Here is a 16,026-nt window from a genome sequence, read left to right as displayed (position 1 = left end):
TGTGCACATCGTCGCCGTCGGCGGCAGCGACGCGGGCATCTCCGCCGCGCTGCGCGCCCGCGAGCTGGACCCGTCCGCCGAGGTGACCGTGGTGGTCGCCGACGCGTACCCCAACTTCTCCATCTGCGGCATCCCGTACTACATCTCCGGCGAGGTCGGGCACTGGTCGAACCTGGCCCACCGCACCCACGCCGACCTCGAGGCCACCGGGATGCGGCTGCGGCTGGACACGCTCGCGACCGCGATCGACGTCGAGGGACGGCGGCTCGCGCTGCGCGCGAGCGACGGCAGCGAGACGACGCTCGAGTACGACGAGCTGATCGTCGGCACCGGGGCGCTGCCGGTCCGGCCGCCGATCGCCGGGCTGGACTCGCTGGGTGCGGCCGACGGGGTGCACGTGCTGCACTCGATGGGCGACACGTTCGCGCTCGAGCGGAGCCTGGACCGCATCGAGCCGGCGACGGCGCTGATCGTCGGCGCGGGCTACGTCGGGCTGGAGATGGCCGAGGGCCTGACCACGCGCGGCATCGCCGTCACCCAGGTCGAGATGCTGCCCGAGGTCCTGCCGACCGTCGACCCGGAGCTCGGCGCGCTGGTCCACGCCGAGCTGGACCGGCACGGCGTCACCGTCCACACCCGCTCGACCGTCACCGCGATCTCCCGCGATGAATCGGGGCCCGCTCGGCTGCACGTCGACGGCACGGGGCCGGACGGCGCGCCGCTCGCCTGGGACGTCGACCTGGTGCTGGTGGTCGTGGGCGTGCGCCCGGACACGGACCTGTTGGTCGCGGCCGGCGCGCGGACCGGGCCGCGCGGCGCGGTCGTCGTCGACGAGACGATGGCCACCGGGCTGCCGCACGTGTGGGCCGCCGGTGACTGCGTGGTCACCCACCACCGCCAGCTCGGCGTCACGTACCTGCCGCTGGGCACGACGGCACACAAGCAGGGCCGGGTGGCCGGTGAGAATGCGCTCGGCGGGCAGGCGCGGTTCGCCGGAAGCCTCGGCACCCAGGTCGTCAAGGTGTTCGACCTCGTCGCCGCCCGCACCGGGCTGCGCGAGCACGAAGCGACGGCGGCCGGGTTCGCCCCGGTCAGCAGCACCGCCACCCCCGACGACCACAAGGCCTACTACCCGGGTGCCCAGCCGATCACCATCCGCATCACCGGCGACCGCGACACCGGCCTGCTGCTCGGCGCCCAGCTCGTCGGGCCGCGCGGCACCGAGACCGCCAAGCGCGTCGACACCTACGCCACCGCACTGTTCCACGGCACGACGGTGGACGGGTTCAGCGAGCTCGACCTCTCCTACACCCCGCCGCTCGGCTCACCCTGGGACGCCACCCAGATGGCCACCCAGGCCTGGGTCCGCGACCACCTGCTCCCGCGGCACGTCCTCAGCGGCTGAGGACGTGGCCGGCAGGTGTCGCCGGCCGGCCGGTCAGTGCGGCGACCTCGCCGGACACCGTCGCCCAGCGGCCCAGCCGGATCGACTCCAGCATGGTCGCGTAGGCGTGCGCCCACCAGGACGTCTCGCCGCTGCCGAGCAGGGCGGCCAGGTACTCGGCCGGCGCGACGTCGACGTGCCGGGCGGCCGGGTCGAGGGCCGCGGCGACCTCGGCGACGGTGAGCGCCGCCGGGCCGGTGAGGTCGTGGTGGGTGTTCGACGGCGGCAGCAGCGCCAGCGCGGCGAGCGACCGCGCGACGTCGGCCCGGGCCACCAGCGAGACCCGGGCGTCGCCGGCCGGCAGCCGGACCTCGTCGCCGCGCGGTCCGGGCACCAGAACGCCGCGCACCAGCCCGGCGAAGAACTCTGCGTACACCGAGGCGCGGGCGAGGGAGTAGCCGCAGCCGCTCGCCCTCAGCAGCTGCTCGGTGTGCCCGTTCGTGACGGCGTAACAGAACGGCGAGTCGACGTCGACGTCCAGGCCGCTCAGCGCGACGACGTGCCCGACACCGGCCTCGGCGGCCGCCCGCACGACGTTGGCGTGGTGCAGCATGACCGTCGCCGCGTGGCCGTCGCTCGAGACGAAGACCAGCGTGTCCACGCCGGTGAGGAGAGAGCGCAGCGCCCCGAGGTCGGCGTAGTCGGCCGCCGGCCGGGTCAGGGCGACGACCTCGTGCTCGCGGTGGGCCGCCAGCAGCTCGACGACGTGACGGCCCACCCGGCCGCTGGCCCCGGTCACCGCGATCCTCATGGCGGCGAGCGTAGGTGACCGACCGGCCGATCTTGACGGCGCCCGCCGCCGGGACCAGAGTGGATGGCACGGGGGGCGGTGCGATGACGTCTGTGATCCTGGTCGACGACACCACACTGTCGCGCGACGCGCTGGCCGCCCAGTTGCGCTGCCAGGCGTGGGCCGGCGACGTCCACACCGCCGCCGACGTCGCGGCCACTGCCAGGCTGCCACTCGACCCGGCGTCCAGCGTGGTCCTCGTCCACCTCGGCTGCGTCGGCGGGCTGCGCGTGCTGCGGGCGGTCCGTGCGGCCCTGCCGGAGGCACGGGTCGTCGCGATCGCCGTGCCCGACGACGGCGACGACGCGCTCGCCTGCGCGCAGACCGGCGTGGCCGGCATCGTGCTGCGCACCGGCACGCTGCGCGACCTCGAGGCCACCGTCGCCGGCGTCGTCCGAGGCGAGACGGTGTGCCCGCCGAGCGTTGTGGGCGCGCTGGTGCAGCATGTGTACGCCGAGGCCAGCGCCGTGCGGGCGCCCGCCGACGACGGCCGGCTCACGTCCCGCGAGCGCGAGGTGCTGGTGCTGATCGAGCAGGGACTGACCAACAAGGAGATCTCGCGCCGGCTCGGCATCGAGGTGCGCACGGTCAAGAACCACGTGCACAACGTTCTCGAGAAGCTGCGGGTCCGGCACCGCAGCGAGGCCGCCGCCCGGCTCCGCGACGCCCGGGTGCCGGAGCTGTCCGCGCTGGTCGCGGCGTCCGCGCGGCCGGGCCTGGTGACCCGGTCCTAGTACCCCGGGTCCGATCCGGCCGGTCCTCGGGACCGGACCCACCGTTGGCCGGATCCGGGACCCGTCCGGTCCTGTCGGCCGAGTGCGGCCGGGACCTAGCGTCGAGACATGCGGCGGATCCGGATAGCGCTGGGCGAGGCGCCCGCGGAACTGCACCGGCTGGTCGAGGCGGGACTCGCCGGCCAGCCCGACCTCACGCTGGTCGCGGCGGCCGCCGGCGAGGTCGCCCTCATGCTCGAGGCGAGCCGCGCCGACGTCGTCGTGGTCGCGATGCCGAGCGGGCGGGTGCCGGCGGTCGCCGAGCGGCTGCTCGACGAGTACCCGCGGGTCGGGGTCGTCTGCGTCGACGTCGAGGCCGGCCGCGGCGCGGTGTACCGGCTGCGGCCAGCGCTCGAGCCGCTCGACGCGGTGACGCCCGGCGCCATCGCGGCGGCGATCCGCAGCGTCGCCGAGAACGACGCCGCCTGGGGGTACCGATGAGCACCGGCTACGACGAGACCTACGACGCGTACGACGCGTACGACGCGTACGACGACGACCAGGACGGCTACGGCGACGGCGGCGGGCTCGGCGAGGCGCTCGCCGAGGTGCTGTCCGACGACTACGCCGCCGCGACCCCGGCCGACCTCGACCTGGCGGTCGCCGACGTCCTCGACGAGCTGAGCCCGGCAGAGGCGTTCGGCTTCGGCAAGGCGCTGCGCCAGCTCGGCGGCGGCGCCGGGAAGCTGGTGTCCGACCCGGCGTTCGCGCAGATCGCCGGGCGGGTGTTGCCAGTCGCCGGGGCAGCGGCCGGCACCGCGATCGGTGGCCCGCTGGGCACGGCGGTCGGCACCCAGCTGGGCTCCGTCGCCGCCCGCTCGCTGCCCCAGCCACGAACGACGCCGGCAGCCGCACCCCCCGCGCCGTCGGCCGGCGGCGGGTCGGTGGCGGCCACCCAGGCCGCCGTCCTCACCCAGCACCCGACGGTGGCCAAGGGCCTGCTCGCCATGGCGATGGGCGAGCACGGGAAGAAGACCGTCGACGGCGTACCGGTGGCGGCGCTCATGAGCATGTTGAGCTCGGTGTTCGGACGGGCCGCCGCCGACGCCGACGAGCTGATGTACCTCGGTGGCCACGGCGACGCCGAGGAGGCGGCCGAGTGGGGCGACGACGACTCGCTCTACACGGCGCTGGTCGACGCCGACAATGCCGAACTGCGTGAGGCGGTGAGCTGGCCATGAGTCACCACGACCTGAACGGCAGCGAGTTGCAGCAACTGGAGACGCTGCTGTTCCAGGCGCTGCCAGATCCGCGCGGATTCGCCGACCGGGTCCTGGAGCAGCTGCTGGAGCGGCTGGCCACCGAACCGGGCGGCGCGCAGCCGGTCACCGTCGTTCAGCCCGCACCCGGGCTGGGCGACACCGAGATCCTGCTGGCCGCGGCACTCGGCGCGTGCGTGTGCTGGGGCCGCGACCCCGGCTGCCCGGTGTGCGCCGGCCGCGGCAGCGCCGGCTGGACCGAACCCGACCTCGAGCTCTACGCCGAATACGTGGCGCCCGCCGTCCAACGGCGAGCGGCCGCCGCACCACAGGAGGGAGTGCGATCGTGAGCACGACGTGGCTGGAAGACCTGGACTCGGAGGCCGCCGAGTACGACGAGGGCGAGCTGTACGACTCCGAGAGCGACCTGGAATGGGACGAGGGCGAGAGCGACGAGGGCGAGAGCGAGGAGTCGCGGGCGTCGCGGCGCCGCCGGGCCCAGGCGCGGCAGCTCGCCGTCGCCCGGCGGCAGGCACAGGTGCGCGCGCAGGCGCAGGCCCGCGCACGCACCACGGCGGTGCGACCGCGCCCGGCGGCGGCACCGCCGGCGCCGGCGGCCCGCACGGCGGCCGCGATCCGCGCCGTCGACCTGGACTCGCGCGTCGCCCACGACAGCCTGCGCCGCGAACTGGCCCTGCAGAGGAGGAGGATGAACCGCTCCGAGTACGCGGCGGTGGCAGGTCTCGCCGTCAGCCAGTTCGTCGAGTCCTTCGACCAGCCGCAGAACGTATACGCGCGCGCCGCGCTGCGGTTCGCGCCCTTGCTGCTGCTGACGCCGCAGCGCCGCGGCCGCGGGCTGGAGGCGTTCGCCAGTGACCCGCGGGTCATCGGCGGCGCGGCGATCCTGGGCATCACCGTCCTCGGCGAGCAGCGCAACCGGGCCAGCATCGACGTGGCGGCGCCGTCGCAGCTGACGGCGAAGTCCAGCGTGCAGCTCAATGCCCAGGTGATCTCGCCGCGCGGCGACGTGCTGGCCGGCCGTACCGTCCAGTGGACGACCAGCGACCCGAACATCGCCACCGTCGACGCCACCGGCAAGGTCACCGGTGTCAACGCCGGCGCGGTGTTCCTCATCGCGACGGCGGAGGGGCTGCCCGCGCGCCGCCTCCCGCTCGTCGTGACCTGACCGGCGGGACGTCCGATGGACCCGGCGCTGTGGCAGCTGCTGCGCGCCGAGCGGTCGACGCCGGACCGCGAGATCGAGGCGATCGTCCGGCTGCGCGACGCCCAAGCCGTCGTGCCCGGCGTGCGGCTGGTGGCGCGGTTCGGTCCGATCGCCACCTGCCGGCTGGCCGCCGGCGACGTCCGGGCGGTCCGGCGGCACCCGGCGGTCCGCAGCCTGAAGGCGTCGCGCCGCTACGGCCCGGACCCGGCCCGGCGGATCGGCGCCGACGGCGTACCCGGCGGTCCGCGGCCTGGTGACGTCCGGCGGCCGCCGGAGCTGAACGCGGCCGGACTGACCGGCGACGGCGTCGTCGTCGGCGTGGTCGACTGGGGCCTGGACGTGGACCACCCCGCGTTCCGTGACGCCGCCGGCCGGACCCGGCTGCTCGCGCTGTGGGACCAGCGCGACGGACGGGCCGACGGCGACGCCTGCGCCGACGGCGGCAGCCCGGCGCCGTACGGATACGGCCGCGTGCACGGCCGCGCCGCCGTCGAGGCGGCGCTGCGGACCGGCGATCCGTACGCCGCACTCGGCTACCACCCGGCCGACGCCGACAGAGGCGGCGGCTCGCACGGAACGCACGTCACCGCCATCGCCGCCGGGCTGGCGCCCGCCGCGGCCCTGGTGTTCGTGCACCTGGCCGACCGGGGGACCGGCGGCCTGGCGACGCTCGGCGACTCGGTCCGGCTGCTGGAGGCCGCCGACTTCGTGCGGCGGACCGCCGCCGGCCGCCCGTGGGTGATCAACCTCAGCGTCGGGCGGCACGGCGGCCCGCACGACGGCCGGACGCTCCTCGAGCTCGCCTTCGACGAGCTGCTCGGCGCCACCACCGGCGCGCTCGTCGTGCAGAGCGCCGGCAACTACTTCCGCGCCCGCGCGCACGCCGCCGGCACCGTCACCCCGGGGACCACCCGCACGCTGACCTTCCGGACCCGCCCCGGCGACCCCAGCCGCAACGAGCTGGAGATCTGGTACGACGGTGGCGACCGCTTCGACGTCCGCCTCACGCCGCCCGGCAGTGCGCCCGGGCCGTGGGCGCGGCTGGGCGAGCAGGTCCCCGTCGTCGCCGGAGGGGACACCGTCGGGCGGCTGTACCACCGGTTCCGCGACCCCAACAACCACGACCACCACGTCGACGCGTTTCTCGAACCCACGGCGCCGGCCGGCGACTGGACGGTGAGCCTGCGGGCCGCGGACGTCGCCGGCGGGCGGTTCGACGCCTGGCTCGAGCGCGACGACCGGTGCGGTCCGTGCCAGCCGCGGTTCGTCGCCCGGGACGTCGCGCGCACCGGCACCGTCGGCACCATCGCGACCGGGCGGTTGCCGCTCGTCGTCGGCGCCTACGACGCCCGCGACCCGGCCGCGCCGCTCGCGCCGTTCAGCAGCGCCGGCCCAACGCGTGACGGCCGCGGCAAGCCGGACCTGCTGGCGCCGGGCGTGGCGGTCCTGTCCGCGCGGTCCGCCCCCCCGGGGAGCCGGGTCAGCGCCGGCGCGCTGACCCGCAAGTCCGGGACCAGCATGGCCGCGCCGCACGTCACCGGGGCGGTCGCGCTCTGCCTGCAGGCGACCGCCGGCCGGCTCGGCGCGGTCGAGCTGCGCCGGCTGGTGCTCGACGCCGTCCGGCCCGCACCGCGCGCCTCGCCGCCCGGCCGCGCAGGAGCCGGGTACCTCGACCTGACCCGGCTGGCCGCCATCCTGTCAACCGTCCGCGATCGTCCCGAGGAGGCCGTCATGGCAGCCGACCGTTCCGTCACCCCGGCGCAGGCGTTCCGCGAGCTGCTGTACCGGCCGGGTGGTGAGCTGGCGAGCTGGGTCGGCCAGCACTTCGCCGTTCTCGCCCGCCCCGGCCAGGACGTCGCGGCCGGCTCGGACCGCGGCGACCTGCTGGTCGACGTCCCGCTCGGGCGGCCGGGTCCCGGGACGGTGACGACGCTGCCGCGCGAGCAGGCGGCCTCGTGGCGGCTCGGACCCGGCCAGCTGCTGCTGCGCCCGCACACTGCCGACGACGCGGACCTGCTCGACACGAGGGTGCCGGGCGCGGAGGAGAAGCCGACGATCCCGGCGCACGTGGCGGCGGCGCGGGCGCTGTGGCCGAAGCTGATCAAGGACCTGCCGAAGGTCGTCCTCCGCGACCTCCAGGGCTGCGTGCCGTCCGCGCTGGTCGCGAGGACCGCCTTCAGCGCGTGGACCAACTCGCCGACGGCGGTGTACGTGGCGGCCCGGGCCAACGACGCCCCGGAGCTGCTGGCGGCCGCCCTGTACCACGAGGCGATTCACGTCCGGCAGTTCACGAAGGCCGGCGGGAGGCCACCGGCGGATCACGCGACGATGATGCGCTACGAGGTCGAGGCGTACACCGACTCCGCGAAGTGGGCCAGAGCGCGCCCGGGCAAGGTGAACGCCGACATCGCCGAGCAGCTGCGGTGCACCGCCCACATGCTGCGCGAGGCCGTCGCGCACACCGAGAAGGTGACCAAGGACCCGGCCGAGCGGAACCGCCGCTACCAGCAGTTCCTCGTCACCGCCGACCTGCTGCCGGAGCACCGGACGATGGCTGAGCTCTACGCCCTGACGCCGGGCCGCATGTCGTGCTCGTCGTCCGGCTCGGGCGAGGCCGTCCTGGACGACGTCGGGGACGACGAGGCCATGGAGCTGCTGGCGACGGGCTACGGCACCGCCCCCGGCGAGACCGAGCCGGGTGCGGGCGAGACGGAGGCCGACACCGTCGGCGACGGCGACCTGGCCGAGTTCAGCGGTAGTGAGCACCGCGACATCACGGACAACGCCTCCGGCAAGGAGCTGACGTCGCTGAGCTTCGGCGACCCACCCGCCCAGCTCACCTTCGGCGAGGTGACGGCGCTGGCCGGCGACTACTTCGCGACCTACGAGGAGATGCGCGACCTGTCCCGGACCGCGGCCGGACGGATCGAGCTGGCGTACGCGCGCTGGCACTGCCTGTCGCTGTCGCGCGACGGTGTGGCCGCGCCGACGACGAACGCCGCGACCATCCAGTCCGTCACCGACCGGTACCTGCTGCTCGCGTCGCGGAACATCTCCCACTTCTCCGGCGGTGGCACGGCCTGGCCGGCGTACACCAGCTGGCACGCGAAAGCGCTGGTCGATGCGCTGGACGCGGGCCGGACGCCGGACCCGGCGCTCTGGCGGCGCGCGCTGACGAAGGAGGCGTTCGGGCTGCACTTCCTGACCGACTCGTTCTCGGCCGGGCACGTGCGCACGCCGCGCGCGGAGATCCGCGACTGGTATCAGCAGCGCTTCCCCGACAGCGGCCAGCGGATCCTGCAGTACCTGGCGCGGTTCCTCTTCGACCGGCTGGACGAACGGCAGCAGCTGCCGCAGCTGGCCTGGTGGTTCGGCTGGGTGACCCGCGGTGTCATGGTGGACCGGATCCGGACGCTGGGCGGCGAGGCGGTCGCGAACATCTCCCTCGGCGACATCGTGAGCCTGGCCCTGCACGACGTCGACAACCTCGGCCTGGACGTCGTCAGCGACGTCGACGCCGACGGCAAACCGGTCCCGGGCGGCCACCACTGGCGGGCCATGGGCGACGGTCACCTCGGGTCGAACCGGTTCGGCATCGAGACCCGCCGGATGGCCGTCGTCGCTGTCATCGCGTCGCTGCGCGAACTGGAGCGGGTGCGCGGAGCCGGCGTGAAGCTGGGCCGGGCGGAGGTGTCGCTGTCGCAGCGCGGCACGGCGATGCGGCAGGCGCTCGGCGGGACGACGTTCGCGGCCCGCGCGTTCGTCCCGCGCGAGGACGTCGCCCGCACCGCCGCCGTCGCCCTGCGCGTCCCCGGCGGAGCGCGGGCACCCATGGAGTGGCGCTGGGGCCGGCTCGGCCCGGTCGCCTACCAGGCCATCGACGGCACGATCCGCAAGCGGCTGGCCGACGAGCTGCTCGTCTTCGCCGGTCAGGTCCCCGATCCGGTGGACGGGCCGGCGGGGATGCGCATCCACGGGATCCGTGGCGCCTACCGGCAGTTCATCCGGCACCTACGCGACGACGGCATCACCGTGCTGGAACGCGCGGTGGGCCGCAACGCCCGCTGACGCCGGGGCTGCGACGACGAGGTCAGGAGGCGGCGCCGAACACCGGCCGGCCGGGCGCCACGTCCTCGTCGTCGGGGACGCCGATGTTCTGGCAGGCGGTCAGCAGCCAGCGGCCGTCCTCCTTGGCCATGATCCACAGCGGCGAGCCGACGTCGAGGCCGTCGGGCGTGGTGTAGACCTGGCGCAGCTTGACGGCGGCGACGTCGGGCCGGATGAACAGGACGTGCTCCAGCTCGAACCGCACCGACATCCCCCGCATGCCGCCGGGGAGGACCTGGCGGGTGAACTCGGTGATCTCGTCGAGGCCGTAGAGGCGCTTCCCGCCGCCCGTGGTCCAGATGGCGTCGGGCCGGAAGAGGGCGAGGAACTCGTCGGGCTGCTCGTGGTTCTGGGCGTGCTCGACGGTGTCGATGACGTGGCGGATGGCGTCGAGGTCTGTGGTCATGCCCCCAGCCTCGTACCTCAACCGCGATTGAGGTCAAGGGCTGTGGCCGGCTTCACCCCGTACGGGTGGTGCCGGACGGACCCGCCGGAGAGACGGTCGGACCCACACCGAAGGGGTGGTCACATGGCCGAGACCGTGCTGCCGATCATGTCGAGTGACCGGCTGGGGGAGCTGCTGCGACTGGTCAAGGCCGCCGACACCGTCGAGCTCAAGCTCAGCGTCCCCGACGGCGACCAGCGGTCGGCGGTCCAGGCGCTGGGGATCGACCCGCTCGACGCGCAGATCCGGCAGGTCGTCTTCTTCGACACCCCGGACCTCGCCCTCGACAAGGCCGGCGTCGTGATCCGGGCCCGCCGGGTGCAGCGCCGGCCCGGCGACGCGGTCGTGAAGCTCCGTCCGGTGGACCCGGACCGGCTGCCGCCGTCGCTGCGCCGGTCGCCGGACTTCGGGGTCGAGGTCGACGCGATGCCGGGCGGCTCGTTCGTCGCCTCCGCCACGATGAAGGCGCCGGCGGACAACGCCCACGTGAAGGACGTACTCGCCGGTCAGCGGCCGATCCGTAAGCTGTTCACCAAGCAGCAGCGCGACCTGTTCGCCGCGTTCGGCCCCGACGGCATCGAGCTGGACGAGCTGCGCCCGCTGGGCCCGATCCCGATCATGAAGCTCAAGTTCGCCTCGCCGGAGATCGGCCGGCGGATGGTCGCGGAGCTCTGGTTCTACCCCGACGGCAACCGGATCCTCGAGCTGTCGACGAAGTGCCTGCCGGCCGAGGCGCTCAACGTCGCGGCCGAGTCGCGGGCCTTCCTCGGTGAGCGCGGCATCGACCTGGGCGGCGTGCAGCTGACGAAGACCCGGACGGCGCTGGCCTACTTCGCCCAGCAGCTGACCGGTGCGGGTGCCACGCCTTCGCGGCGGCCTCGTCGGCCCGCTCGGGCGGCGCCGGCTCGGCAGCGATGACGACGGCCGCGGTCTCCGCGCTGACGGAGTGCCGGGGGAGGTTCGCGGTAGCGCTCGCGTCGTCGCTCATGACGGCGTCCCTCCTGTGCGGGTCTGCTGACAGGACCGCGCGTCGTCGAAGGCCTGCTGGAGCGTGTCGTCGGCGGCCGACGCGTAGCCGCCGACGGTGTCGCCGAGCGCCGTGAGCGCCTGGCCGGTCTCCGAGAGCCCGGCCTGCGCGTCGGACAGCGCGGTCGTGACGTCCTCGCCGCTGGTGGCGCCCGAGACGCCCTGCAGCGCCTGCCCGACGGCGTCCAGCCCGGCCCGCACCTCGTCGGTCTGGCCGCTCAGCTCCTGCTGGGCGTCCTCGACGGCCTGATCGGCGCCGTCGGGCGTGTCGGCGATCGCGTCGGCGAGGTTCTGCGCGCCGGCCCGGATCGCGGCCAGCCGGTCCTCGAGCTCGGACCGCAGGCTGTCCAGGGCTTCCGGCGTCACCGCGTCCAGGCTCAGCCCCGAGGTCAGCCCGGACACGTCGGTCCGCAGCTCCGACCAGGCCGAGCAGACGCCGTCGGCCCACTGCGTGGCCGGGGAGTCGTCCTCGGCGCACCCGGTGGCGAGCACCACCGTCAGGACGAGGACGAGGAGGCGCGGGCGCACCCGCGTCAGCCGTTCAGCAGGCGTGCCTTGGCCGCGGCGAACTCCTCGTCGGTGAGCACGCCCTGGGCCTTGAGGTCCGCCAGCCGTTCCAGCTGCGCGGACAGGCTGTCGTCGCCGGCGGGTGCCGACGGTGCCGCCTGCGGTTGCGCGGGCGGTGGCGCCGGCGCCGGTGCCTGCGGGGCGGCGTACGCGGCCCGTGCCTGCTGGTCGTACTCCTGCTGCTGCCAGCGCGTGGCCTGCCGGCGCGACACGCGGTTCGACACCGCCGTCGCCGTGCCGGCCACGACCGCCGTCCGGGCCATCCCGCGGAGCAGTCCCATCGCGGTCGCCCCCTCAGCCGATGTCGAGGCCGCGCAGCGCGCGGTCTGCGGTCTCGGCCGGGATGCGGGCCTGGTCGGCGACCTCGCCGCCGGCGCCCCGGACGGCGTTGACGAACGGGATCGCCCAGGTGTTCTCGACGACGAGGACCGCGACGGAGTTGCCCGGCGGCAGGTCGGCCGCCACCTCGTCGACGTCCTCGGCGTCCAGCATGCCGCCGCCGAGTTGGCCGTCGAGGTCGGCGAACGACGGGGTCAGCTCGGGCCCGAGCCCGGCCAGCTCGATCGAGCCGACCCTGCCGTCGTCGTCGCGGTACACGAAGAGCAGGTCGATGACCCGGATCATCCCGTTCACGACGAGGTCGCGCAGCGCGGGCACGATCTCGCCCTTGAACCGGTTGCCCGGGAACTTCAGCAGCAGCACGTCGACGGGTCCCACTTCCACGGTGTCCATGCCGCCCAGCCTTCGCCGCCGGCCGGCCCGACGCCTCACCCGTTGCGGGTGACGCGGCGCCCCGGCGGCCGGCTCGCGCTCTGCGCCACCGACGAGACGAGCGTGCCGATGGCGACCCCGAGCACCAGGTTGAGCCCTGCGGTCGCCACCTGCGCGTCGAGCTCGGCGTCGGAGGTGAACGGCGCGACCACGCCGATCACCGTCGCCAGTCCCACCACCCAGCCGAAGAACCGCAGCGGCTGCGGCGTCGTCAGCAACAGCAGGTGCACCAACCCCGTCGACAGCAGCGCCGCCAGCGCCGCGCCGGCCGCGTACCAGCCGGTGCTCGCGTCGCCCCAGGTGCCCTCGCCCTCCGGCGCCAGGATCGGGATGTCGAAGACGCCGCGGACCAGCACGATCCCGACGACGGCGATGAGGGCGCCGATCACCGCCGTCGCCACGCCACCGGCCCATATCCGGCGGGCGTCGACGCCGGGCGGACCGGGCCGGGGAGAGGGGTCGTGGGTCATCGGCTCGGCCTCCTCGGGCGGGCGGTCGGTCGGTCGGGGACGTCGGTCGGTGACGTCAGTCGGGGACGTCGGTGGCGCTCTGGGAGTCGGGCAGCTTGCGCATCTCGACGACCGTCAGGCCCAGTGAGTCGAGCCGCGCCAGCATCCCCCGTAACGCGGCCTTGTCACGGACCGGCCCGAAGATCGAGGTGCCGCCGGCGGGTCCGTCGGCGATCTCGAACTCGGGGAACGCGGCCCGGACGGTGTCGGACACCCGGCCGGCGACGAGGAACTCGTAGCGCATGTGCATGCGCCCCCATGGCTTCGTTGCGGACACGCTCCACCATCGCTGGCGGCGACGGGGACCGGCTCACCCGCACGGGGTGAAGGGGCGCGACGGCTCCGGCCTTCGCTGTGCGGGCCTGCCGGTCGCCCGGGAGCCCGATCCGGCGTGACCCGAGGTGAAGCGGCTGATCAAGCTCCGGATCGGCTGATCGCCGCTAGTGTGATGATCGTGGCCGCCACCACCGCCCACGCGGGGCGTGCGAGCGTACTGGAACAGAAGCTGCGGGTCCCTCGCATGCCGCCCAGCGTGGTGCCGCGTACCCGTCTTCTCCGTGACCTCGAGGCTGCGGAGGCGGAGGGACGCGCGCTCACGCTCGTCTCGGCGCCGGCCGGCGCGGGCAAGACGATGCTGCTGGCGCAGTGGTGGCGACGGCTCCGCCCGGCGGGAGTGCCTGCGGCCTGGCTGGCGCTCGACGACCACGACGACGACCCGTTCGTGCTGTGGTCCGGGCTGCTGCGGGCGTGCGGCCGCGCGGTACGCGGGCTGGACCCGGCCGCCGAGGTGCGGCTGGCGGCGCTGACCCCGCCCGCCGACGCGGGCAACCGCGGGTTCATGACGGCGTTCGCCGAGGCCGTCGACGCGCTGCCGGGGCCGCTGTGGATCCTCCTCGACGACGTGCACGTCATCTCGTCGCCGCGCGGGCTGGCCTGCCTCGCCGGGCTGCTCCGGTACCGTCCGGCCCGGCTGCGGATCATGCTCGGCAGCCGCTTCGATCCGCCGCTGCCGGTGGCGCGCATGGTGCTCGACGGGCAGGCGGCCGAGGTGCGAGCGGCCGACCTGGCGTTCGACCGTGCCGAGGCGGACCAGCTGCTGCGGCGGCGGCAGATCCGGCTCGACGAGTCCGACCTCTCGCTGCTGCTCGAACGGACCGAGGGCTGGGCGGCCGGGTTGTGCATGGCGGCGCTGTCGCTGTCCTCGCAGGAGGACCGGACGAAGTACATCGCCGGGTTCGCCGGCGACGAGCGGCCGGTCGCCGACTACCTCGTGGCCGAGGTGCTGGACGCGCTGTCGGACGACACCGTCGAGCTGCTGCTGGCGACGGCGGTCACCGAGACGCTGACGTCCGGCCTCGCCAGCCGGCTCGCGGGCCGGGCCGACGCCGGCGCCGTGCTGGCCCGGCTGGCCCGCGACAACGCGCTGGTCTCGCGCGTCGGCCGGGCGCCGACGTCGTACCGCGTGCACGGCCTGCTGCGCAGCTTCCTGCTCGCCGAGGCCGCCCGACGCGATGTCGAGGCACAGCGCCGGGCCCACGTCGCGGCGTCGCACTGGTTCGCCGACCACGGAATGCGCGGGCCCGCCCTCGACCACGCGGCCGACGGCGGCGACTGGCTGCGCACGGCCGAGCTGATCGACCGGTACGGCCTGCGGCTGCTGCTGTCCGGCGACGCGTCGCGGCTGACGGCGACGGTGCGGCGGCTGCCCGACGAGCTGGTGACGGAGCCCGTGACGGCGCTGCTGGCGGCGCTGGCGGCGCTGCACGACGGCGCCCTGGCCGCGGCCCGCCGGCACATCGACCTCGTCGGGCGCGACCCGGCCGAGCACGCGTCGACGCGGCTGCGGCTGCTGCACACCACTGCGCTGCTGTGCGAGGCCCGGCTGCGTGGCGACCGCGGCCCGGACCTGCTGCGGCTCATCGAACTGAGCGAGGAGCCGGCGCCGGGCGAGTCCGACCTGCTGCTCCTCGCGGCGGTGAACCGCGGAATCCTCCGGATCTGGTTCCGTGAGTACGACGCCGCTGACGAGGACCTGCGCGGCGCCCTGCGCATGGCCCGGCGCGACGGCCGCGACGCCCTCGCGCTGGAGTGCCTGTCCTATCTCGCGGTCATCGGTGCCGCGCGAGGTGACGCCGACGCCGTCGTGCGCCGGACCGCTGAGACGATCGAGTTCGCCGCTCGCCGCGGCTGGTCGGGCACCGGCCGGATGCCGCCGGTGTACCTGCTGGCGGCCGGCGCGGCGTTCCAGCGGCTCGACCAGGCCGAGGCGGCGCGGTATCTGTCGCTCGTCGGGTCCATCGATGCCGACCTCGAGCCCGAGGTGGAGCTGTCGGCCCGGTTGCTGCGGGCCTGCCTGGCCGCCGCCGAGACCGCGAACCGGCACGAGGCCGCGCGCGTGCTGCGCCGGGCCTGGCCCTACGACGACACCGCCCTGCTCCCCGTCAGCGTCAGCTACTTCTGCCTGGCCGAGCTGCAGCTGGCGCTCGCCGCGGGCGACCGGCCGGCGGCCACGGAGGTGCTCGGCCGGGCGGAGCGGCTGCTCGGGGAGGGCGGCGACGTGCTCGTGCTGCGCGCTCTCGTGCATGCGCACGACGGCCGGAAGGCGGCGGCCCGCGCGGCGCTGCAGCCGGTGCTCGGGGGGACGCTGGCCTGTCACGTCGTCAACGCCGAGATCACCGGGTGGCTGCTGGCCGCCCACTTCGCCGCGGAGCTGGACGAGCCGGCCCGCGCCCACGAGGCGCTGCTGCGGGCGCTGGAGCTCGCGGCGCCGCGGCACCTGTATCGCGAGTTCGTCGCGGCGTCCGGCCGGGTCCGGTCGCTGCTGATCCACGGCAGGGGCCGGTTCGGCGCCTACGACGACTTCGTCCGCGCGCTGGTCCTGGCCATGGGAGGAGAGGAGGCCGGATCGGAGCGGACGGCGACGGTGTCCGGCGAGGCACTGACGGCACGGGAACTGGAACTGCTGCGCGACCTGCCGTCGCTGCTGTCGCTGGAGGAGATCGCCGACGCGCATGTGCTGAGCGTCAACACCGTCAAGACACACCTGAAGGCGATCTACCGCAAGTTCGAGGTGGGCAGCCGGCGCCAGGCCGTCGACCGCGCCCGCGAACTGGGGCTGTTGTAGCTGTGGTCGTCTCACCCGGCGCGGGTGAGGCGGGGTGGGGAGGGCC

General features: G+C 75.0%; 16 protein-coding genes. 9 read left to right on the top strand and 7 right to left on the bottom strand.

Translation table 11 applies throughout. The features are described from left to right. Nucleotide 1: 1 nt before the first annotated feature. A complete protein-coding gene (locus E1212_RS07115; protein ID WP_131980766.1) occupies nt 2-1,405 on the top strand; it encodes an FAD-dependent oxidoreductase in 1,404 nt (467 codons plus the stop codon). On the opposite strand, the gene E1212_RS07110 is transcribed toward E1212_RS07115, so the two are convergent. Then, nucleotides 1,395-2,195 (bottom strand): NAD(P)H-binding protein, encoded by an 801-nt coding sequence (locus E1212_RS07110; protein WP_131980764.1) that lies wholly within the window; start codon nt 2,193-2,195, stop codon nt 1,395-1,397. The genes E1212_RS07115 and E1212_RS07110 overlap by 11 nt on opposite strands. A gap of 83 nt (nt 2,196-2,278) precedes the next feature. Between E1212_RS07110 and E1212_RS07105 the strand changes: the two genes are divergently transcribed. The 6 genes from E1212_RS07105 to E1212_RS07080 all read left to right on the top strand — a co-directional run bounded on the left by E1212_RS07105 (nt 2,279) and on the right by E1212_RS07080 (nt 9,499). Further along, entirely contained in the window at nt 2,279-2,968 is a 690-nt protein-coding gene (locus E1212_RS07105) for a LuxR C-terminal-related transcriptional regulator (RefSeq protein WP_131980762.1), read from the top strand. A gap of 108 nt (nt 2,969-3,076) precedes the next feature. Then, nucleotides 3,077-3,448, top strand: a complete 372-nt coding sequence (locus E1212_RS07100; protein ID WP_131980760.1) for a hypothetical protein — start codon at nt 3,077-3,079, stop codon at nt 3,446-3,448. Then, nucleotides 3,445-4,188, top strand: a complete 744-nt coding sequence (locus E1212_RS07095; protein WP_131980758.1) for a hypothetical protein — start codon at nt 3,445-3,447, stop codon at nt 4,186-4,188. Before E1212_RS07100 ends, E1212_RS07095 begins: the two co-directional genes overlap by 4 nt. Continuing rightward, nucleotides 4,185-4,556, top strand: coding sequence for a hypothetical protein (locus tag E1212_RS07090; protein WP_131980756.1), 372 nt, complete (start codon nt 4,185-4,187; stop codon nt 4,554-4,556). Before E1212_RS07095 ends, E1212_RS07090 begins: the two co-directional genes overlap by 4 nt. Next, complete coding sequence (locus E1212_RS07085; RefSeq protein ID WP_131980754.1) at nt 4,553-5,392, top strand: Ig-like domain-containing protein; 840 nt, start codon at nt 4,553-4,555, stop codon at nt 5,390-5,392. Before E1212_RS07090 ends, E1212_RS07085 begins: the two co-directional genes overlap by 4 nt. Before the next feature lie 15 nt (nt 5,393-5,407). Then, nucleotides 5,408-9,499: a S8 family serine peptidase gene (locus E1212_RS07080; protein ID WP_131980752.1), complete on the top strand. Its 4,092-nt coding sequence runs from the start codon at nt 5,408-5,410 to the stop codon at nt 9,497-9,499. A gap of 22 nt (nt 9,500-9,521) precedes the next feature. On the opposite strand, the gene E1212_RS07075 is transcribed toward E1212_RS07080, so the two are convergent. Continuing rightward, nucleotides 9,522-9,944, bottom strand: coding sequence for an SgcJ/EcaC family oxidoreductase (locus E1212_RS07075; RefSeq protein WP_131980750.1), 423 nt, complete (start codon nt 9,942-9,944; stop codon nt 9,522-9,524). Nucleotides 9,945-10,067: 123 nt separating this feature from the next. On the opposite strand from E1212_RS07075, the gene E1212_RS07070 reads away from it, so the two are divergent. Next, a complete protein-coding gene (locus E1212_RS07070; RefSeq protein WP_131980748.1) occupies nt 10,068-10,901 on the top strand; it encodes a CYTH domain-containing protein in 834 nt (277 codons plus the stop codon). 66 nt (nt 10,902-10,967) lie between these two features. Here the strand turns inward: E1212_RS07070 and E1212_RS07065 are convergent, their stop codons facing one another. Genes E1212_RS07065 through E1212_RS07045 form a run of 5 tightly spaced genes read right to left on the bottom strand, consistent with a single transcriptional unit; the run spans nt 10,968 to nt 13,106 of the window. Then, nucleotides 10,968-11,537, bottom strand: coding sequence for a hypothetical protein (locus E1212_RS07065; RefSeq protein WP_131980746.1), 570 nt, complete (start codon nt 11,535-11,537; stop codon nt 10,968-10,970). Nucleotides 11,538-11,542: 5 nt separating this feature from the next. Next, a complete protein-coding gene (locus E1212_RS07060) occupies nt 11,543-11,857 on the bottom strand; it encodes an SHOCT domain-containing protein (RefSeq protein ID WP_131980744.1) in 315 nt (104 codons plus the stop codon). A gap of 13 nt (nt 11,858-11,870) precedes the next feature. Continuing rightward, a complete protein-coding gene (locus E1212_RS07055) occupies nt 11,871-12,308 on the bottom strand; it encodes a DUF6325 family protein (RefSeq protein WP_131980742.1) in 438 nt (145 codons plus the stop codon). 35 nt (nt 12,309-12,343) lie between these two features. Then, nucleotides 12,344-12,817, bottom strand: a complete 474-nt coding sequence (locus tag E1212_RS07050) for a DUF6069 family protein (protein ID WP_131980740.1) — start codon at nt 12,815-12,817, stop codon at nt 12,344-12,346. Between the two features lie 55 nt (nt 12,818-12,872). After that, entirely contained in the window at nt 12,873-13,106 is a 234-nt protein-coding gene (locus E1212_RS07045; RefSeq protein WP_131980940.1) for a hypothetical protein, read from the bottom strand. Nucleotides 13,107-13,310: 204 nt separating this feature from the next. On the opposite strand from E1212_RS07045, the gene E1212_RS07040 reads away from it, so the two are divergent. After that, the gene (locus tag E1212_RS07040; RefSeq protein WP_131980738.1) at nt 13,311-15,980 is read left to right on the top strand and encodes a helix-turn-helix transcriptional regulator; all 2,670 of its coding nucleotides are present in this window, start codon (nt 13,311-13,313) and stop codon (nt 15,978-15,980) included. The last annotated feature ends 46 nt before the right edge of the window (nt 15,981-16,026 follow it).

Origin of the sequence: Jiangella ureilytica (assembly GCF_004348545.1) — a bacterium.
Lineage (GTDB): Bacteria > Actinomycetota > Actinomycetes > Jiangellales > Jiangellaceae > Jiangella > Jiangella ureilytica.
Note: the sequence above shows the minus strand (reverse complement) of the source record. Positions and strands in the feature narration are given on the sequence as shown.